The organism is Paenibacillus sp. 4624 (assembly GCF_050435065.1).
Classification (GTDB): domain Bacteria; phylum Bacillota; class Bacilli; order Paenibacillales; family Paenibacillaceae; genus Paenibacillus; species Paenibacillus amylolyticus_D.
The window spans coordinates 484,558-506,335 of record NZ_JBNDJR010000003.1; the positions used below are offsets into that span (position 1 = coordinate 484,558).

Annotated in this window: 16 protein-coding genes; all 16 read left to right on the plus strand. The window is 46.7% G+C overall.

Annotation, left to right across the window (positions count from 1 at the left end):
• The first annotated feature begins 173 nt into the window (after positions 1-173).
• The 16 genes from ABIE27_RS09990 to ABIE27_RS10065 all read left to right on the plus strand — a co-directional run bounded on the left by ABIE27_RS09990 (position 174) and on the right by ABIE27_RS10065 (position 21,698).
• Complete coding sequence (locus ABIE27_RS09990) at positions 174-2,942, plus strand: CHASE3 domain-containing protein (RefSeq protein WP_240037146.1); 2,769 nt, start codon at positions 174-176, stop codon at positions 2,940-2,942.
• Between the two features lie 274 nt (positions 2,943-3,216).
• Positions 3,217-4,833, plus strand: a complete 1,617-nt coding sequence (locus tag ABIE27_RS09995; RefSeq protein ID WP_123066506.1) for a PucR family transcriptional regulator — start codon at positions 3,217-3,219, stop codon at positions 4,831-4,833.
• Positions 4,834-5,114: 281 nt separating this feature from the next.
• Positions 5,115-5,624: a 2-oxo-4-hydroxy-4-carboxy-5-ureidoimidazoline decarboxylase gene (gene uraD, locus ABIE27_RS10000; RefSeq protein WP_429350467.1), complete on the plus strand. Its 510-nt coding sequence runs from the start codon at positions 5,115-5,117 to the stop codon at positions 5,622-5,624.
• Positions 5,625-5,666: 42 nt separating this feature from the next.
• Positions 5,667-6,044: a hydroxyisourate hydrolase gene (uraH, locus tag ABIE27_RS10005; protein ID WP_123066504.1), complete on the plus strand. Its 378-nt coding sequence runs from the start codon at positions 5,667-5,669 to the stop codon at positions 6,042-6,044.
• Positions 6,045-6,076: 32 nt separating this feature from the next.
• Entirely contained in the window at positions 6,077-7,402 is a 1,326-nt protein-coding gene (locus tag ABIE27_RS10010; RefSeq protein WP_090924823.1) for a 5'-deoxyadenosine deaminase, read from the plus strand.
• Positions 7,403-7,520: 118 nt separating this feature from the next.
• On the plus strand, positions 7,521-8,639 hold the full coding sequence (locus ABIE27_RS10015; RefSeq protein ID WP_429350468.1) for an XdhC family protein: 1,119 nt from the start codon (positions 7,521-7,523) through the stop codon (positions 8,637-8,639).
• Positions 8,581-9,231 (plus strand): NTP transferase domain-containing protein, encoded by a 651-nt coding sequence (locus ABIE27_RS10020; RefSeq protein WP_429350469.1) that lies wholly within the window; start codon positions 8,581-8,583, stop codon positions 9,229-9,231. The genes ABIE27_RS10015 and ABIE27_RS10020 overlap by 59 nt, the downstream gene beginning before the upstream one ends.
• Positions 9,232-9,308: 77 nt before the next feature.
• Entirely contained in the window at positions 9,309-10,259 is a 951-nt protein-coding gene (locus ABIE27_RS10025; RefSeq protein WP_123066501.1) for an FAD binding domain-containing protein, read from the plus strand.
• A 131-nt stretch (positions 10,260-10,390) separates the two neighbouring features.
• Positions 10,391-12,706, plus strand: a complete 2,316-nt coding sequence (gene pucD / locus ABIE27_RS10030) for a xanthine dehydrogenase subunit D (RefSeq protein WP_429350470.1) — start codon at positions 10,391-10,393, stop codon at positions 12,704-12,706.
• A complete protein-coding gene (locus ABIE27_RS10035) occupies positions 12,703-13,212 on the plus strand; it encodes a (2Fe-2S)-binding protein (RefSeq protein ID WP_123066499.1) in 510 nt (169 codons plus the stop codon). The genes pucD and ABIE27_RS10035 overlap by 4 nt, the downstream gene beginning before the upstream one ends.
• 17 nt (positions 13,213-13,229) lie before the next feature.
• Positions 13,230-13,811 (plus strand): hypothetical protein, encoded by a 582-nt coding sequence (locus ABIE27_RS10040; RefSeq protein ID WP_429350471.1) that lies wholly within the window; start codon positions 13,230-13,232, stop codon positions 13,809-13,811.
• 286 nt (positions 13,812-14,097) lie between these two features.
• Positions 14,098-16,422, plus strand: a complete 2,325-nt coding sequence (locus ABIE27_RS10045; RefSeq protein ID WP_429350472.1) for a glycosyl hydrolase — start codon at positions 14,098-14,100, stop codon at positions 16,420-16,422.
• A gap of 759 nt (positions 16,423-17,181) precedes the next feature.
• A complete protein-coding gene (glpX, locus tag ABIE27_RS10050) occupies positions 17,182-18,267 on the plus strand; it encodes a class II fructose-bisphosphatase (RefSeq protein WP_123066497.1) in 1,086 nt (361 codons plus the stop codon).
• Between the two features lie 225 nt (positions 18,268-18,492).
• Positions 18,493-19,560, plus strand: coding sequence for a LacI family DNA-binding transcriptional regulator (locus tag ABIE27_RS10055; RefSeq protein ID WP_429350473.1), 1,068 nt, complete (start codon positions 18,493-18,495; stop codon positions 19,558-19,560).
• Between the two features lie 88 nt (positions 19,561-19,648).
• A complete protein-coding gene (locus tag ABIE27_RS10060) occupies positions 19,649-20,821 on the plus strand; it encodes a Gfo/Idh/MocA family protein (protein WP_123066495.1) in 1,173 nt (390 codons plus the stop codon).
• Between the two features lie 148 nt (positions 20,822-20,969).
• A complete protein-coding gene (locus ABIE27_RS10065) occupies positions 20,970-21,698 on the plus strand; it encodes a ThuA domain-containing protein (protein WP_123066494.1) in 729 nt (242 codons plus the stop codon).
• The last annotated feature ends 80 nt before the right edge of the window (positions 21,699-21,778 follow it).

The following is a 21,778-nucleotide window of genomic DNA, read 5'->3' on the forward strand; positions in this document are numbered from 1 at the left end:
GACAATTATAAATATTTATGAATAAAGTCCCGGAAAAGCGGCCTGCAAAGCAGGTCGTTTTTCTTATGTCATCGCATATTTTGCTTGTCAGCTGATATCTATACATATAAAATACTAATGCAACAGATTTCATGCAATGATTCAGCATTCGTCTATATTTGGAGGGTTTCACGTTGTCTAAAACGAGAAGATTTACGATACGCTCCAAAATTGTATTGGGCTATCTTGTGGTTGTGCTTTTATTTGGTGTAGTACTGCTAATCCTTTCGGCCCAAATCGATGTGTTGCAGAAGGAAAATGATTTTATCAGCCATCATGATCTGGACGTACATAATCTGACCAACGCGATTGAGAAAAATGTACTGGATATGGAGACGGGACAGCGAGGTTTCATGCTTACCGGAAAAGAGAGTTATCTTCAGCCTTATGATCAAGGTCTTTCCGAGTGGAACTCCAATTACGATCAGTTATATTCCTTGATCAGCGATAACCCGGCACAGCAACAAAGTTTGCAAAATATTAAGTCCCATATCAACCGTTGGATCGAAATTGCTGGTGAAAAATCCGTACAGCTCAAAAAAGAAGGGGATCAGGATAAGGTTCTCGCTTTTTTTCAGTCCGATCCGGGGAAAACAGAAATTGATCTGCTTCGCTCCCAGCTTGCTGCCTTCCGTAACACCGAAATCTTGCTGACAGAAGCAAGGGTGACGGACTTGGCGAATCGTAGCTCAACTTTGCTGACAATTATGTATACCCTGTGGGGTCTGATTGCAGTACTATCCATCGCCGCGGCTTTCATTGTTTCTGGCAACATCGTGAGAACACTTCAAGAGGTGAAGCAAACGATCAGCGATATTTCCAAAGGCGGCAACTTGAAGCAACGTATACGTGTACGAACAAGAGATGAAGTCGCTGATCTCGCTCATGAAGCCAATCAACTACTGGATGAAATACAGGAGCAAAACCGGGTGAAGGATCAACTTACAGGCGTTGCTACTCTTTTGCAAAACCCTACCACATTAGAAGGTTTGTCACGTTTGTTCCTGAGTGAGCTTGCAACGATGCTAGAGATTCCATATAGCGTGTTGTATCACTGGAAAGACAATCGGTTGTTTCGCGTGGCTGCCTATGCAGGAGATGGGGAGAAGGAACGCTCACTCGGGAAAATATCACTTGCCCCTGGTGAAGGGTTAGTCGGTCAAAGTGCGATTGAGCAGCGGGTGCTGCGGATGAATGATTTACCGCAGAATTACATTCGAATTTCATCCGGTCTGGGCCATGCCTCAGCGAGCTCGCTTACCGTTGTACCCATTCTGTTTGAAGGAAAGACCGTTGCTGTCGTAGAACTCGCATCCATGAAGCCATTAACCGAGAAGGCTATAGAATTGATCAAGGAATTAACGGTCATTTTCGCTGTTTCGCTTCATTCTACCGTCACGCGGATGGAACTGCAGCACCTTTACGATGAATCACAAGTTCTAAACGAAGAATTACAGGCACAATCCGAGAAGTTGCAACTTCAAACCGAGGAGATGCAATCTCAGACAGAAGAATTGCAGATGCAGACGGAAGAGTTATATATGTTGAATGAACGCTTGGAGAGCCAGAAGGGCACGGCGGAGAATGCAGCCCAAGAACTTGCAGCAACTGCTCATCAGCTGCGAATCAGTTCGGGATACAAATCCGAATTTCTCGCCAATATGTCGCATGAGTTGCGCACACCTCTAAATAGCATGTTGATTCTGTCCGAGATATTGGCGGAAAACAAACATCATCATTTGAGCGGTGAGGAGCAGAACTATGCAGCTGTCATTCACAGATCGGGTAAAGACTTGCTTAACCTGATTAACGATATTCTCGATCTGTCGAAGGTTGAGGCCGGACAGATGGAAGTGGAATTTGATGATGTGTATCTCGACACGTTGCCTGAAGTGATGAATCAGTATTTCTTGAAAACGGCTGAACAGAAAAAAATTGATTTCCGCATTCAGCTGCAAAGTCCGCTTCCGGCTACGATTAAAACCGATGAGATGCGGATGCATCAGATTCTTAGAAATCTGCTCTCGAATGCGTTTAAGTTCACGAGCGAAGGGGAAGTGGCGCTGACGATTTCTCAGATGCGTCTGACTGACCCGGGACACGCCGATCAAGAAACCGAAGTCATTGCTTTTTCCGTTAGTGATACGGGAATAGGGATTGCGGAGGATAAGCTGCTCCAGATCTTTGAGGCATTCAAACAGGCTGATGGGGCAACGGCGCGCAAATATGGCGGCACAGGGCTAGGGCTGTCCATTTCTCAATCCCTGGCTTCATTGCTTGGCGGTTCAATTTCGGCAACGAGCCGATTGGGCCAAGGCAGTGTATTCACGCTGTTTCTTCCATTGAATCAAAAAGGTCACGAGGTTCCGCAGGAGGAGCAAAGTTCTAGACTGTTTGTTTATGAGACAGCTGGTACTGTAGCAGAAGAACGTATCATCCCTTCAGCAACTCGGATGGAACTGGAACTGAAGAATATGGAGATTTTGCTAACACCTCTAGAGGAATCGTTATTCAGCGGGCGGCAGATTCTTGTTGTAGATGATGATATCCGTAATGTATATGCGCTTGCAAATGCACTGGAGCAATACGGTATGCAAGTGACCTCTGCTCAGAATGGAACGGAATGTCTGGAGCTGTTAGAGCAGGGAGGTCTTAAACCGGATGTTATTCTCATGGACATCATGATGCCAGAACTGGATGGGTATGAAACCACCCGCAGGATTCGAGAGCATCTCGGTCTGACCGAAATTCCAATTATTGTGCTCACAGCAAAAGCAATGAAAGAAGACCGGGAAAAATGTATCGCTGCCGGAGCCACGGACTACCTCAGTAAACCGTTGAATGTCAAGGATGTATTATCTCGCATGAAATTATGGATGAATCACGAAAAGATGGAGATTTGAACACATCCACATTGTTGGATTTAATGTTAAGTAGAAAATGTTTATTCAAAACGTTTCAAACCTATGTCCATGCCAGCATGATCATGCTGCCTTGAGGACATGGGTTTATTTTTTTCTCATGTAAGTTTCTTTACGGAAATTGATGTTATAATACTTAACAAGTAATTAGATAATCTCTATCTATTATTTCAAAATCGGTGGAGTAATGAAGCTAAAAGGGATTTGTAAACTATTTGTTTACACAATTGTGTTAAATATATGGGAGGTCATGTCCATGCAACTTACCGTTAAAGAAGCTTTGCAGGTATACCCGCTGTCTGAAGCCAAATTGATTGCGGGCCGGGAAGGGACTTCACGGATGATGAAGTCAGTCAACGTCATGGACGCTCCTGATATTGCAGATTGGATCAAATCTGGAGAAATGTTGTTTACAACTGCTTTTATGATCAAAGATAGTGAAACAGATACGCTTCGATTAATGCAACGTCTGAATGAACGTGGATGTGCGGGAATCGGCATCAAGCTTGGACGATTCTGGGAGTCGATTCCCCAAGGTATCGTAGAGGAAGCGAATCGACTTCGGTTACCGCTTTTGGAGCTTCCGTTCCAATTCACTTTCTCTGACCAGATGAACGCCTTGTTTAAAGCGGAACATGAACGCAGTCATCGGCTACTGCATGAAGTCGTGCAGAAACAAAAGAAATTAATGCAGTTTGCCTTACAGCAGCAGCAACATCGCAATGTGTTTGCCGAAATGTCCACGATTCTCAACTATTCGATTGCCGTCATCGGCTCGCGCGGACATGTGCTCTATGCGAACGATGACGTCATGTCGGACAATGCAGTCACGCAAGGCTGGCCCTGGAAATCAGTCATGCACCGGGTAAAATGGAATCAGGGAAGCTGTCACCGTGTCCCGATTCAACAAAAAGACGAAGAATTTGGTTTCCTACTGGTGTACACAGATTCTGCCTTGTCTCTACGAGCGGAGGAGGAACTGTTTCAGCAAGCTGCGGATGTGCTCGCCTTTTACATGGATATGACCTACCGTGAGCATATTAACCCAACCGTTCAGGATGAAATGCGGACGTTGCTGACCCAATATATGGATCAGAAATTGACGATGCAGGAGCTCATGACTTTGAGCGAAAATAAAGGAGTACACCTTTTTCAAGAGACGTATCAGTGTGTGTTAACTACGCTCGAACCCAATGTCTTTGCTGAGGGGAAACTGCTCAAACAGATTCATCGTGAGTTGCAGTACAATCCCCTAATGCAATTCACAGCTTCCCAGCATTTTCAGATGAATGAAGGAATACTATCCATCTACAGTTGTCCGACCGGGCGTGATTATGGTGAGGAGTTGTCCGCATTTCTCTTAAATCGATTTGGCGATGTGCTCACAGCTCAAGAAGCCAAGGGTGCGCCAGGGCCTCGTTTCTGGATAAGCAAAATGAAACATGAGCCGACTTCACTACGTGAAGCATACCAGGAGTGTCTGGATACACGTCAGTTAGCCCAAAGGCTTGGTATGAAGGATCGGGCACTGCAATTTGAGATGTTGGAATTCGCGTATGTATTTCAGCATGTGCCTGAACAAATTATGGAGAACTATTGTCATAAAGTGCTCGAACCGTTACTTGCCAGAGACGGTGATCCCAATCAGGTGCTGATGAACACCCTGGAGTCTTTTATTGAAAATGACGGATTAATTAATGAAGCTGCCAAACAGCTGTACGTGCATCGCAATACGGTAACTTATCGGATGGAGAAGATCGGCAGTCTGCTGCAAATGGATTTCAAAAAGACGAATGATCTGCTCAAGTTAAAGTTGGTGTTTACCTTCCGTAAATTCGTGCGAGATAAAGCACCTGTAAGAATTCGTACGTAATCACTAATGCTTGTATGGATGCACATGATGCTCGTGATATGAGCTATGCTTAAAGAGTTGCCATAAGTTACATTAAGATCTAATAAACCGCACTTCCTTCATTGGCAAGTGCGGTTTATTGACGTAGATAGCAATTGTAACAAGAGGTATTCCGTGCGCAGATAACAATTTGCTTGTTAGATGTTATGTTATATTACAAAGATGAGTAAACAATGTTGCTGTATTCTGAAGCAGTGAATAGAATGAGGAACAATAATTAAATAGAGACCGGGGGTTATCACATGGATGATCTTATACATCTCGTTAACGGCTGGTCTGATCAACAGTTTATGAAAGAATTTGGCCCTTTATTTGAAGAATCTGCATGGATTGCAGAGCGTTCTGCCGGTCTTCGGCCTTTCGGTTCATGGGAAGAGATGATGCAGGTCATGACAAAACAAGTTCTTGACTCGGAGTATGTAGAGAAGCTGGAACTGCTCCGTAAGCATCCAGATTTGGGTGCTCGCATCAGCATGAGTACCAGCTCGGTTCAGGAGCAGGCTGGCGCTGGCCTGGATTCATTAACACCAGAACAATATAACGAGCTTAAGCAGTTGAATGAGAGGTATACAGAGCAATTTGGCTTTCCGTTCATTTTAGCGGTGAAGGGCCATACGAAGGGATCAATTTTTGATTCCATAAGACAACGGCTAGAGAGGAGCGAGCAGGAAGAATTCGTAACGGCGTTAAATGAAGTGTTTAAAATTGCTACAATTCGGTTGCAACACTGGATGACCGAGCGTGCGAAGTAATCTGAAGAAAAAGGATAAACATAGATCGAAGGTGAATGCCTGATGCAGCCGAATGCTGGCCGGATTACTACACATGTACTGGACACATCTAAAGGTGCTCCTGCTGCGGGAGTGAGAGTTGAACTCTATTTTATAAAATGGTCGGGAAACGAGTGGAATGCCCTGAAGGTGGCAGAATCGTCGACCAATTCCGATGGACGTTTGAATGCACCTTTGCTTCACGAAGGAAAGCTGGAAGTAGGCGAATATGAACTGCGTTTTGATGTGAAACCCTATTTTGCACAAGATACTCAAACGGATATGACACATGTGTTGTGGACCGAAGTCCCTATTCGTTTTGCCGTAAGAGATACCGGGAGCCATTATCATATCCCTTTGTTGATAGCGCCAGGGGGATACAGCACATACCGGGGAAGCTGAAGAGAAGACAGGACGGGATAGGGGAGATGGAGATGGGAACGATTCTGCTCAAAGGCGCGCAATTGGTCACGATGAATACAGAAGAGGAAGTATTTACGGGAGATCTTCTCATCGAAGATAACAAAATCAAAGACATGGCAGTGCATATCGATGAGAACTTGGCAGATCAAGTCATTGATGCACGAGGGAAGGTGTTACTGCCGGGTTTTATCCAGACCCATATCCATCTATGCCAGACGTTGTTTCGTGGACGTGCAGACGATATGGAACTGATGGATTGGCTTCGCAAGCGCATCTGGCCGTTAGAAGCGGCACATGACGAAGAATCGGTGTATTACTCTGCAATGCTCGGACTGGGCGAATTGATCTCTAGCGGCACAACGACCATTCTGGATATGGAGACCGTGAATCATACTGAATCGGCTTTTCAAGCGATGGCCCAGAGTGGAATCCGGGTCATCTCAGGCAAGGTGATGATGGATCATGGGGATGAGGTTCCTGAGCCTCTGCGTGAGAATACGGCGGATTCGTTGCAGCAGAGTGTTGATTTGTTAGAAAAATGGAACGGATTCGGCGGAGGCCGCATTCAATATGCGTTTTGTCCAAGGTTTGTTGTATCCTGCACTGAACAACTGCTTACGGAAGTACGCGACCTCTCGAATAAATATCACGTCAAAGTGCACACACATGCTTCCGAAAATCGTGGAGAGATAGAACTGGTCGAACACGAGAGAGGTATGCGGAACATCGTCTATCTTGATCACATCGGCCTAGCTACCCCCAGATTGGTTCTTGCACATTGTGTGTGGCTGAGTGAAGAAGAGAAGGAGATTATTCGTAAACGTGGTGTCAAAGTAACCCATTGTCCCGGATCCAATATGAAACTTTCTTCGGGAATTGCGGACATCCCCGACCTGTTGAACCGGCAGATCGCAGTGGGGATCGGTGCAGACGGTGCGCCATGCAATAACAATCTGGATATGTTCCAGGAGATGCGTATGACAGCTTTGATCCAGAAGGTGCCGCACGGGCCGACGGTGATGGATGCCAGAACCGTGTTACACATGGCAACGATGGGCGGGGCGGAAGTGTTGGGGCTATCCAGAGAGATTGGCAGTCTTGAAGTCGGCAAAAAAGCAGATATGATCCTGCTGGATCTTGATGATTTTCACACGTACCCGTCCTATGAGACCGACATTTACTCCCGTATCGTTTATTCGGCTACCCGTAGCTGTGTGGAAACGGTCATCATTGATGGCAGCATCGTGCTGAACAATCGTAAAATACAAACGATTGACCGCAGCATCGTCTTAAGAGAGTCGGACAAATGCATCGCACGGCTAATGAAACGGTTGTAATCAGAACCGTAGAAACAGTTGTAATCGAAACAGCACAGGTGTACCAGCTCTACTACCACATTGGATGTACCGATCCCGGAATCGTTGAAAGGCAGAAAGTAGAAAGGGGGCGGCCCTTATGGAGATGCATGATCTGTGTGCCATTGCCCTTCGGGAAACCCGGAGTGTACTTGCTACTGCAATTAAAGTGGAGGGGCATGCCTATCGCAAACAAGGGGTTTCCATGCTAATAACGGAGGACGGCAGGATGTACGGCAGTATCAGTCCGGGCTGTCTGGAGAGTGACCTGCAAGCCAGGGTGAGCCGCGTGCTGGAGATGCAACAACTTGAACTGGCTAGCTACGATATGCGGCCTGAAGATGACTTATCCTGGGGAGAAACGATTGGTTGCGGAGGCCTTGTCGTTGTTCTGCTTGAGCCGATCAGTGGTGAGTTACGTTACATGATGAAGCAGATACAGCGATGTTTGGATGCGGCTTTAACGGTTTCTCTTCTGCGGTCATTTGACGAGGATTACACTAAAGTTACGTATGGTTACTTGAAGATCGAGTCAGTCGCGTCAGGGCAAGAGCAATATTTAACTGCAAATGAGCAAGCTGAATGTTCAAAAAAAGTTTTGTCATCACATCCTCTTAACCTGAAGGTTGGGATTAATCCTTGGAATCTTCCTCAACACTTCACTTCGCTGTATACGCCCAAACCACGTTTGATTATCGTTGGCGCTGGAAACGATGTTGTACCGGTTGCCGGACTGTCTCAATCCGCTGGATTCCGTGTCGTGATCACAGATTGGCGAGCATCCTTGTGTACGCCAGAACGATTTCCAGATGTGGAACGGGTACACGGTTTTCCTCAGGAAGTATTCCCGCAGCTGAACATCAATGAGCATGACTATCTCATGCTAATGAGTCATCAATTCCCCCGTGAACGAGAATGGTTAGCGTTGTTAGCGAACAGCAACTATGCATATCTCGGCATTATGGGTTCACGTACCCGAACAGCTCGTTTGTTCGACGGGTTGCCACCATTAGATCACGTGCATAGTCCAATTGGTTTGTCTATTGGTGCAGATGGGCCAGAAGAGATCGCGATCAGTATTGTTGCAGAGTTGATTGCAATCAGGCGTAAGACAGTGGCTGGAAAATCGGCGTTAGGGATCGAAAAAAGGAGCGGTGCTTATGCAAACGACAGGTATCGTTCTAGCGGCTGGCAAGAGCAGCAGACTTGGGCGAGATAAACTATCGGTTATGATGCCGGATGGAAGAGCACTGGCAGCATGGACACTGGAGGCCGCTCTAAATTCCCGGTTGGATCAAATCATCTGTGTGGTCAAACCAGAAGACACTCTTGAATGGTTACCTTCCAAATGGCGCGGGGTATGCTCTTACACATATAATCCCGAAACCAGATTGCGTATTGTATTATGCAACGATTTTGCTGGTGGCATGGCGAACTCCATTCATTGCGGTATATTGACGGCGATGGAATACAGGCCGAGGGGGGTTCTGATGCTGATGGCAGACCAGCCCCTTATAAAGACAGAGAATATTAATCATGTCACCGCGGTACTGGATTCTAATCCGCTGTGTGATTATGTTGCGGGTACGGACAATGAGGGTAGTAAACCCCCGGTTGCTTTTCGCTCGCATATGTTCGGCCCGCTGCTGTCCCTGCACGGAGATGAAGGGGCACGCAAAATGCTTCGTAACCCTAAATACCAAGGGGTACAGGTGTCTTTAAGGCGAGAGAGTTTCTGGGACGCTGATACAGAGTTGCAAGTGCAACAAATTCTGAAATATGCAGAAGAGCGGATGTGGAGAGAAGCTTAAAATTCACGCGGCTCCGTGTGAAAACTGCTAGATGAACGAGAAGGTTGAAGAAACGGAGAAATAAAGGAGGGAGAGCCATGGTCATGCCGGGATACGGCTCAGGTGCGCAGCCCTCTGTATGGCAGCCAGGTACGTTACAAGAATTACTAAACATTAGGGAACAGATTGAAGGAACACGGTGTTATGTTGCTGGAGGCACGTTATTGCGGACGCAATGGGAGGCTGCATTAAAGGGCTCACCTGAACATTTAGTTAGTCTGGCTTGCATTCCCGAGATGAGTGGAATCTCGATTCAAGGGGATGAGATTGTGATTGGAGCTATGACCCGATTGAGGGAATGTGCAACAGACCCTTTGCTAAGCCGGTTTCCTATTTTGCATCAGGCTATTTTGGCTATAGCAGCCCCTTCTGTTCGAAACCTGGCGACAATTGGGGGGAATATTGCATCAGGGATAGGGGATACATTACCGGCGCTACTTGTGTATGATGCTGAGCTTCACTGGCTGACCTGTCGTGGTATGGAGACGCAACATGTGGCATTATGGCTTGAAAATGGGCGTAATAGTAAGCTGAATGCAGATGACGTATTAATCTCCATTCATATTCCGTCCAGGAACTTTGCAGTAAATCTAACATCCTCTGTTCCAGAGCGATACACGTGTGAGTCCAAGCAATCCATACCTGAAAGAGTTCATCAAATTTCCTTCTATCGTAAATTAGGCCGAAGGGAGGCATTTACTGCCTCGCTTGTCACTGTAGCTTTTCACGGGGAGATTAACCCGGATGACGGACGATGGACACAGATTGCGATAGCTGCTGGCGGTGGCTCTGGTATAGCCGCGAGGCTAACCGAGACGGAGCACTGGCTTCAATCCGAAAAAGCAGATGCTTCTCAAGCGGCCGGGCTTGCAGCCCAGGTTACTGCTGAATTTGTATCCTATACGGATGCTTTTGCCACCGAAATCTACAGGAAACAGTCGGCAGGAAATATGCTTGGGGCTGGGCTTTGGCAGGCTTTTCATTCATAGGCTGCAGGATCTACAGCACATAGAGTATGTAAGGTATCTGCGCCAACCAGAGTATTAAGGACTTAAGGCAACTAAGGTATCTACAATTTAGGACTGGACTTAAAAAGGAGCTACGGAAGGGGAGAGACACCATGTTGCTTAACCGGGAACAGAGTGGAAATCGCTGGCACCTTCGGCCCGATGGACCTCCAAAGGTCACGGGACAGTTGCAGTATCTAACGGATATGTCCTTGCCTAACATGGTCTATGGGAAAGTACTGCGAAGTGCTTTTCCATATGCACGGTTGCTGTCCATTGATACATCGGAAGCGGAAGCCATGGAGGGTGTATATGCGGTGTTAACGGCCAAGGATGTGCCTGGACTTAACCGTTTTGGTATTGCAACCCCGGATCAGCCCGTCTTTTGTGAAGATGTTGTGCGTTATGTAGGTGATGCCATTGCCGCGGTTGCGGCTGACTCACCTGAACGAGCCTTGCTTGCCTTAGAAGCTATTCGTGTGCAGTATGAGGAGATTGAGCCGCTGGACAGCACGGCTGCCGCAATGGCTCCTGGGGCGCCCGAACTGCATCCACATGGTCCAGGCAATGTGTTACATCGTACAGAGATCAAGCGAGGAAATGCCCAGCAAGCTTTTGATTCGTGTGCTCATATTGTAACGGAGACTTACTATACGCCAAGACAAATGCATGCTTATATGGAGACAGAGGGAGGCCTGTTTGTACCTGACGAGATGGGGCGTCTTCATGTCTATGCGGCAACACAGCATGGGTATAAGGATCGCATGCAACTCGCACGTATTATTGGCTGCCCGGAAGAACACATTCGAGTGGTATCTTCACCTATTGGAGGTTCGTTTGGCGGAAAAGATGAATTGAACGTCCAACCTTATGGCGCACTGCTCGCGTTAAAATGCGGCCGCCCTGTTAAAATGCACAACTCGCGTAAAGAATCCGTTCGGGCTGGTTTGAAGCGTCATCCAATGAAGATTGAGATGCAAACGGGTATAAGCCGTGAAGGGATTTTACAGGCACATCGGGTTCGTATTACGGCAGATACCGGTGCATATGCAACGCTTGGAGCACCCGTATTAAACTTCTGTACCGAGCATTGTATGGGGCCGTATATGATTCCGCATGTGGATGTAGAAGGGGTATCTGTGTATACAAACAATGGATTATCCGGAGAGTTTCGTGGATTCGGAGGCAATCAGGCAATCTTTGCAATGGAAGGTCAGATGGATCGTTTGGCACAGATCATGGATATGGACCCCTGGGAGTTTAGGCGGCGCAATCTGCGCCAGAAACATGATCCGGGTCCCTTGAACCAGCGCATTCTGCCCACGGATGGACTATATCAAGTATGGGAGGCATTGGACCGTTCAGAGCTATGGCAGAAGCATCTTCATCCTCAGGTGGATTTGTCACTTCCTCCATGGATCAAACGAGGAGTAGGTGCGGCCATCGCGATGCATGGCGCCGGGCTTGGTTACGGCATTCCAGATCCGGCTGGTGGACGCTTGTCTCTGAATGCGGAGGGCAAGATTGAGGTGGCTTTCAGCTACGAGGAATTCGGGCAAGGTCTTGTGGCCACACTGGAGATCATGCTCTGTGATCTGTTCCAGTGCTCCCCATCGGACCTGAGTATTGTCATTGGAGATACAGACCGTGTGCCCCATAGTGGCTCCAGTACGGCATCCCGTTCAACCACGATGGCCTGGATGGCTTTGCAGCGCTTGCAGCATGGATTCCGCGCAAAGATGCTTAACGTGGCATCACAGTTTTCCGGAATTCCGGCAGAGCAACTAATGACAGGACCTGGGGGAGTATGGATGAAATCACACGATTCCTCAACAAACTCAACCACCCGTCTAGTCATTTCTTATACGGATCTTGTAAAGCAGGGTAAAGCGCAGGAATGGATTTTTGACACCACTTTTCATTACCCCACGACGCCTGACAATGTAATGGGTGGTCATTACCTCTACACGTATGCCGCCGTAGCTGCAGAGGTGGAGGTCAATACACTGACGGGTGAAACCAAACTTTTGGATACACGGCATATTGTGGCTGCAGGGCCGGTAATCAATCCGATGGGCTATATAGGGCAGATTGAAGGTGGCAGTGTGATGGCTCTTGGATTTACGTTAACCGAGGATGCCGTCATGGAGCAGAGCCGCTACGTTACGTCGAATCTAGACACGTATTTAATTCCGACAATCAAGGATATTCACTCGAATTTAGAAGTAGAGGCAATTGAAGATTTACCTGAAGGAGATGCATTCGGACCTAGAGGCATCGGTGAGATTGGTTCCGTTGCACTTGCCCCTGCGATTACTGCGGCTATTCATCAGGCGACAGGCGTATGGGTTACTCAGCTCCCCGTGCCGCGAGAGCAACTCAGCCAGGCGCTAAATGTTCTTTTACCAGAAGGGGTGAAGCCATCATGAAGAATCAGCCTCTTGAACAGACATGGAATGCTAGGGTGAATGGACGGCTAAGAGAACTGTCCGTTTCTCCTGAAACACGACTTGTCGATATCCTTCGGAATCACTTAGAGCTGACGGGAACAAAGGTTTCCTGCGAGGTTGGACGATGCGGCGCATGTATGATTCTCATGAATGGAGAGCCGATTAATGCCTGTCTCGTGATGGCGTATCAAAGTGAGGGAAGCGACATTACGACAATTGAAGGACTTCATGGTGAGAAAAAGGGAGAGCTGCACCCCATTCAACAAGCTTTCGTGGAAGAAGGCGGGTTTCAGTGTGGATACTGTACTCCAGGGATGATTATTTCAACCAAAGCTTTGCTGGACGCATACCCAAACCCTTCTCAGGAGCAGATTGAAACAGGTTTATGTGGTAATCTCTGTCGCTGTACAGGTTATGGCGGAATTATACGCGCGGTAAACAAGGCAAGTGAGCGTTGTGCAGTCAAAGGAACAGTTGACGGTTGAAATAGCGGTGAAAAAAGATGAAGGCAGATCAGCAGTTAACTTTGTGCAAACAGATGGTACTGAAATTTGATGACCCGAAGCGGGGAGAAAGCTTAAGTTCTACACAAAATTATGGTAATATTAAGAATAATAGAGAATTTCCTGCGAGTGGAGATCAAGTGCTGCCCGTAGAAAATTCTTATTTTTTTGTGTGGGAGGTGATTACTATGAAGAAAAAGCATTTGTTTCTCGGTACCGTGTTAAGTCTGCTTGTGATCATGTTGTTGGTAAATTACATTGAAAATAATGAGGCCGCCGTAAATACGAGCCAGGTGGTCGAAAGTTATGGGGGAGATCGCGGAATGTACAAAGCTACCGTAACGTTTGATATGTTTCCAGCGAAAAAAGCAAGCAACGTAAAAGTTATGGTTGTATACCCTAACGATACGATCGAATATCATGATGTGTCGTCACCTGATGGTCACTACCTTTTGAATATAACGAAAAACGTGGAAGGGTTCACCTTGGACAAAAGTAAAGGCAAATCACCCGAATTCCTGATTACTTGGATATCAGGGGATAAAAAAAGAATAAGGTATGTTTCTTCAAGTGCCAGATGAATGAAGAGGTTAGTTACATAAGCATGACTAGATTGTGAAAAAACACAGTGTTTGTAAACATAAATTTAATCGTTTTCGGAATGTAAGTTTGTGAAGTTTCCTTGGGATAGAATAATTATTTTCTCTTGATAAACATAGTGATACCTGATCTATATAACCATATATTTACAATTTTATCCACTCATGATATGTTTAAATATGAAAGCGCCATCATGATTGGGGTTATGCACATTTCGCTCTCACATTTCAGATGGAAAGGGAGATGGAAATGAAGTTCGGAATGAAGATGGGAACGAAGAATGGATGGAGGGAGAGGGTTCAAAAAGCATTGGCAATCATGCTGGTCAGTACCTTGTTGTTGGGAATGCTGGCATTGCCTGCACCTGCGCGAGCGGATGCCCCGTTGCTCACAATTGAAGGTGAAGATGCACAATTAACCTCGGACTTGCAAGTGGTTACCCAGATTTATGGACAGCCGAAGCCAGGTTACTCGGGAAGCGGATTTGTATGGATGCAGGGATCGGGAACGATCACATTAGATGTGACCGTTCCCGAAACGGGGATGTACAGTATTTCCACCCGTTTTATGCAGGAGCTTAGTATGGATGGCAGACTTCAATACTTGGCAGTGAATGGGGTAACGAAGGGCTCTTACATGCTTCCATATACGACAACATGGTCGGATTATGATTTTGGTTTCCACAAATTAAACAAGGGAAGCAACACAATTCAACTGAAGGCTGGCTGGGGTTATGCATATTTTGATACGTTCACAGTGGATTATGCCGATCTTGATCCGCTAAACGTGCAGCCTGTGCTCACGGATTCTCAGGCTACGCCGGAAACACAGCTTTTAATGAATTATCTAACGGAGGTATACGGGCACAACATCATATCGGGGCAACAGGAGATTTATGGAGGAGGGAATGACGGAAATTCCGAGCTGGAGTTTGAATGGATTCATGATCTGACGGGTAAATATCCGGCAATTAGAGGTTTTGATTTTATGAACTACAACCCGCTTTATGGCTGGGAAGATGGTACAACTGATCGTGTGATCGACTGGGTGAACAACCGCGGAGGTATAGCAACCGCATCTTGGCATATCAATGTGCCGCGTAACTTCACTACGTATCAACTTGGCGATTTTGTCGATTGGAAAGAGGCGACCTACAAACCAACTGAAACGAATTTTGATACCGCAAAAGCCGTCATTCCTGGTACGAAGGAATATCAGTATGTGATGATGACCATTGAAGATCTGGCGGAGCAGCTCCAGATATTACAGGATAACGATGTGCCGGTCATTTTCCGTCCTTACCATGAAGCAGAAGGAAACGGAGGATTGAATGGAGAGGGAGCCTGGTTCTGGTGGGCTTCTGCTGGAGCGGATGTGTATAAGAAGCTGTGGGACATGATCTATACTGAGCTGACCGAAACGTATGACCTGCATAACCTAATCTGGACCTACAACAGCTATGTCTACAGTACTTCACCGGCTTGGTATCCAGGGGATGATCAGGTAGATCTTGTGGGCTTTGATAAATACAATACGATCTACAATCGTTATGATGGATTATCTGGTGTACCTAACGAGGATGCCATTACGTCCACATTTTATCAGCTGGTGAACTTGACCAATGGCAAAAAAATGGTGGCAATGACAGAGAACGATACCGTTCCAAGCGTGAAAAATCTGACAGAGGAAAAAGCGGGCTGGCTTTATTTCCTTCCATGGTACGGCGAACATCTGATGAGCGAAGCGTTTAACTATGCCTCCACATTAAAGACACTCTATCAAAGCGATTATGTCATTACTCTGGATGAGTTGCCGGATCTAAAAGCGAACCAGCCCAATCCAAGTGCGGTCATCTCACCCGGAAGTGCAACCTTTGATAAGGAAACAAGTCATGCGCAGGATATTACGATTTCGCTCACCTTGAACGGACATCAGCTTACGGGCATTTCCAAGGGAGGGGTGAATCTGGTTTCCGGCCAGCATTATACGGCGTCTGAATCAACAGCGGTGCTGAAGCAAGCCTATCTAGCAACACTGCCTCTTGGACAAACGAGTCTAACTTTTCATTTCAACAATGGTAAAGATGCTGTTCTTAAGTTGAACGTAGTCGACAGTTCCGTTGTTGTTGTCCCACCTGACAGCAAGCTAACGATTCAGGCATATAACGGCAATACAAGTGCTTCGACGAACGGAATCGCGCCCAAATTCAAGCTGATTAATTCCGGGAATACGGCTATTCATCTCAGTGATGTGAAGGTACGGTATTATTATACGATTGATGGTGAGCAAGCACAGACCTTCTGGTCAGATTGGGCAAGTGTAGGAAGTGCCAACGTTACCAGTACCTTCGTCAAGCTGGACACACCCGTAACTGGTGCTGACTATTACGTTCAACTGGGGTTCACTAGCAGCGCTGGAGTACTAAATCCGGGCGAAAGCGCAGAGGTACAAGCTCGTTTTTCTAAAAATAACTGGTCTGATTACAATCAGTCCGATGATTATTCCTTCATGGCAACGGGCAATCAATATGCTAATCACAGCAAAATAACTGGATACGTAAGTGATCAGTTGGTATGGGGCGTGGAACCTTAAGCGATAAGTACAAGCCAGGCCGGGTCAGTATCTCATTTAACTGATCCGGTCTGGCTTTGTTATGTTTAGAGAAGTGTGCGTATGGATGAAAATTTAAAGCCGAACAGAGGCGCATTTTATTAGAAAGCTAGACAAATGGTAATATATGTAATAAATTAAGGTGTAAAAGTGAATATTGTAATCATAACAAATATTATGTAAACTTATATTTTTCGATATCCTTTATAGATGACATCTATGGTATTAGAGAATGCTAAAGTCCTGATTAATACTAAACTACACTCTCTTGTGAACTTCATTCCGACAGAGAAGAAACACCCTCATTGCAGTGTGCAAATTCCATTTTATTAAAAATTTTTATACGCTAGATTGCTTCCCGAAAATCGTTTTCGATTCTACTGAGAAATGGGCAGGTAAACCATCTGAATTTTGGTTCAAATCGCAGTCAGCGCTAGGGTTACAGCACTTCACAAGTGTAGATTGGTAACACGAATCTCCTGATGATACTGGAGAGAAGAAAACGATAATGAAAATTGGAAAAATTATTAATGTTTTAATACAAAGAAAGGAAGTCGTGCAGGCTGTAAACCTCCCCCTAAAACAAGTTAAATTGTTCAGATTAATAAATAGAAAAATAAGGGAAATTCCAGAAAAAATCTGATGCTACGCTATTTATAGATTAATTTGATATGGATTTGCGATAGATTTTCAGATGCCCTTCACGTTATGCTGTGGAAAACCAGAAGGGAAGTGGCAACCATGGAACGCGAACTGGCGTTGGAAATTGTCCGAGTAACAGAATTGGCGGCTTTAGCTTCAGCTCCTTGGATGGGAAGAGGCGACAAGAATAGTGCAGATGAAGCGGCTACTTTAGCCATGCGTGCCATGTTCGATTCCGTGTCTATTCGAGGCACGGTCGTAATTGGGGAAGGGGAAATGGATGAAGCCCCAATGTTGTACATCGGTGAAGAAGTCGGGAATGCCGAGGGACCGGAGGTTGACGTCGCTGTTGATCCTTTGGAAGGTACAGAGATTGTTGCTAAAGGTCTGAACAATGCACTATCCGTCATTGCGGTGGCGGGAAAAGGAAATCTGCTCCACGCGCCGGACATGTATATGGAGAAGCTAGCCGTTGGTCCTGCACTGGTAGGCAAAGTCAGCATCGAAGATCCGATTGAGGTGACTCTGGAAAAAGCGGCTGTTGCGCTAAATAAAAATATCTCTGATCTCACGGTCATGATCCTTGATCGTGTACGGCATGAGAGCACGATCAAAACACTTCGCAAAGTTGGCGTGCGGATCAAATTCCTTAGTGACGGCGACGTTGCAGGAGCGATGGCTCCAGCTTTCCCTGAAGCGGGTATTGACCTGTATGTTGGATCAGGTGGTGCCCCTGAAGGTGTGCTGGCTGCAGCAGCCTTGTCCTGCCTCGGAGGTGAGATTCAAGGCCGTTTGATGCCTGCCAATGCAGATGAATTCCAGCGCTGCTTGCAGATGGGAATTGATAATCCTTACAAAGTGTTGACGATGGAAGATATGATCGGTACAGAGGATGTTATTTTTGCCGCAACGGGAGTAACGCCTGGTGAGATTCTTGGCGGCGTGCGTTATCTTGCAGATGACCGGGCGGAGACAGATTCGATTGTCATGCGTGCCAAAACGAAAACCATTCGTTTTATTCGTTCTCTGCATTTCCTGCCGAACAAAGAGGTATTGCATAAGGTTCGTAAGCTTCAGGCTTCCTCCGAGCCAACAGATCGCATGATCCGGAAGTTGACTAAAGAGATGGAACAGGCTGAATTCAGTCAGTCTGCCAAGGAAGCAAGCGTAATTACAAATGGTTAAATTCTTTTCTTCATCTATATATTAAATTCATAGAACTTACCTGTGCGCCACATTATTGAAAAATAAGAATGAGGAAAAAGGTGAATCCTGAATTCCTCATTCTTTTTGTTGTTTTAGCATTGACAACGGTTACATAGCATGAGAAAATGTACGCGCGTACATAAATATTTATTCTGGATGATTTTTATTTTAACGTGCAGATGTCATCTGAAGGAGGTGAAAGACATGGCTTCTCGCAGAGAAGTCGCTGAGCTTGCAGGGGTTTCCGAAGCGACGGTGTCCAGAGTTTTAAATGGCGTTGGACCCATCAGGGAAGAGACTCGCCGCAGAGTACTTGAAGCATCCGAGCGGCTAGGCTATGTGCCCAGTGCACTTGCTCGCAGTTTTGCCAGAAGTAAGAGCGGCAATCTGGGCGTTGTGTTGCCATATGTTCCGAAGGCACATCTGTTTTCAGCCTATTTTTTCTCGGAAATGTTAAGTGGTATCGGAAGCAAAGCGAGAGACAACGGCCTTGATCTGCTGGTCATGTTTCAAACCGCAGGTGAGGTTATGAATTATACCGATTTGTTTCGCAGACAGAAAATTGATGCCTGTATCATTCTTGGTGCGAGACATGATCAGGATGAGCTTGCGGCCATGCAACAGTTAGATCGGGAAGGACATCCGTTCTGCGTCATGAATCAGCATTTTGCCAGTGAGTCATTCATGGAAGTGGATGCCGATCATGTGGAGGGAAGCAAGCTTGCTATACGTCATCTTACCGATCAGGGATACCGCAAAATTGCTTTTTTGAATGGACCAGACAGCTATTCGAACAGTCAGGATCGGTTGGAAGGCGTGCGATTAGGACTGCATGAGGCGGGCATGGAACTGGATCCTAGTCTGCTACTTGAAGGCAACTACAGCAGGCGGAGCGGCATTGAGGCAGCAGCCTCTATAGCTAATCGTTTGTATGAGATAGATGCTGTGTTCGCAGCAAATGACAGGATGGCCATTGGTGTGATGCATGGCTTGCGGGAACGAGGAGTACGTACCCAGGATTTCCCGGCATTTGTTGGCTATGACGACTCCGATGCCGGCGAGATGGCAGTTCCGGCGCTGAGCAGCGTCAGGGTTCCCTTTTTCGAGATGGGGGAGCTTGCTGTATCCAAACTGATGCAAGGTACGAATGGGATAGCTGATGCAAGAGGTCAGAAAGGGTATCATTCCACAGTAACTTTCGACTCGTTACGAACTCTTTTACCCACAGAATTGATTATTCGTGCGTCATCCAACCGTCGTATTGAAGAGTAGAGCCGAGCAGATCCGTTATTTACTTCTATTAAATGTTATTTTCATTCTATACCAATGTTTTTGCATTCTATTAAGGGAGGAAATGATTATGTCAAAACGTGTTCGTGTAGGAATGGTTGGATACAAATTTATGGGAAAGGCTCATAGCAATGCATATCGCAGTCTGCCCATGTTTTTCCCATCTGCACCGCTACAGCCTGAAATGTCTGTCATTTGCGGTCGAAATGAGCAGGGAGTTCAGGCGGCGGCAAACCAATTTGGCTGGGCTGAAAGTGTCACGGATTGGCGTGAACTGGTCAAGCGGGATGACATCGATCTCATTGATATTAATGCTCCAAGTGATGCTCATAAGGAAATTGCACTGGAAGCAGCTCGTCAAGGCAAGCATTTGTTCTGTGAGAAACCACTCGCACTCTCGCTGGCTGACTCACGTGAGATGCTTCAAGCAGCAGAAGAGGCTGGTATAACCCATATGGTTGGCTTCAACTATCGTTTCTCCCCAGCCGTTCAGCTGGCAAAGGATCTGATCGAAAGCGGACGTTTGGGCAAAATCTATCATTTCCGTGCGTTTTTCCTTCAGGACTGGATTCTGGACCCGAACTTCCCGCTCGTATGGCGTCTGCAAAAAGACGTCGCAGGTTCCGGTTCACATGGTGATCTCGGTGCTCATTTGATTGATCTCGCTCGTTTCCTCGTTGGTGAGTTCCAGGAGGTTATTGGCATGAGTGAAACGTTTATCAAAGAACGTCCGCTCGCTTCCGAGATGACAGGTCTTAGTGCTAAGGGAAGTTCAAGTGCAGATGCACCTAAAGGTGAGGTAACAGTGGATGACGCCACGTTGTTCCTGGCTAGATTCGCAGGCGGGGCGCTTGGCAGTTTTGAAGCGACTCGATTCGCTGCCGGCCATCGTAGCACGAACTCTTTTGAGATTAACGGCAGCTTGGGCAGTGTGCGGTTTGACTTTGAACGTATGAACGAACTGGAAGTTTATTTTACGAAGGATGACGAGGATGTACAGGGCTTCCGCCGCGTACTCGCTACCGATCCTGCGCATAAATATGCCGAGGCTTGGTGGCCTGCGGGACATACGATTGGTTTTGAACACACGTTTACACATGAAATGTTGGAACTTGTAACCGCTATTTCGGAGGGCCGCCAGCCGTCGCCAAACTTCCATGATGGGGTTGCGTGTCAAGCGGTACTTGAAGCCGTAGAACGTTCGGTAACGGAGCGTCGCTGGGTAACTCTTGAAGAGATGTAACGATGTAATAACGAGATACGAAGAGATAAGGTTTGAAGACAAAAACAGAAAATAAATTCAGAAGAGACTGGTAGAGATGCAGTCCGAATCAGATATTCAGATCCAAGGAACGACCCAAATTGAATGAATCGAAAGCGAGGATCTAGCGATGAAAAAAGCACTGATTGTATGGGGCGGCTGGGATGGACATGAGCCGGAACAAGTAGCAGCCATTTTTGAGCGCATCTTAAAGGAAGAGCAGTTCGAAGTCGAAGTCTCTGGCACCTTGGAGTCGTATGCGGACGCAGAGAAGTTGCTCGGTCTGGATCTGATTGTGCCTCTATGGACAATGGGGCAGATTGAGCAAGAACTGGTGAATAACGTTTCAGCGGCTGTACAGAGCGGTGTGGGCCTTGCAGGTCTGCATGGCGGGATGTGTGACGCATTCCGTAACAACGTAGACTGGCAGTTTATGACGGGTGGACAGTGGGTAGCCCATCCAGGTAACGATGGAGTGGAATATATGGTGAATATGAAGCGAGGCTCCAGCCCGCTTTTCGAACATATTGAAGATTTTCAGGTGAAAAGTGAGCAGTATTACTTGCACGTTGACCCGGCTGTAGAAGTGCTGGCAACCACCCGTTTCCCGATTGTATCCGGGCCTCACGCCGCCAATGGGCCTGTCGATATGCCTGTAGCGTGGACGAAGCGCTGGGGTGCAGGCCGTGTATTTTACAATTCACTGGGACACCATGCAGACATCGTAGATATGAAACCCGTAACCGAGATGATGCGCAGTGGTTTCCTCTGGACAGCCGCAGGCAAGGAACTGGCGAAGAGCTGCAAAACCGATGCGACGACTGAGGTATACACAGGCATGGCAGACAACCAAACCTAATGTTTTTGTTCAGCAGCCTAGTAACTTTGTGAGTTCGTACTCACAAGAAATGCATAAGAGAGCGTATAACCACATAACAG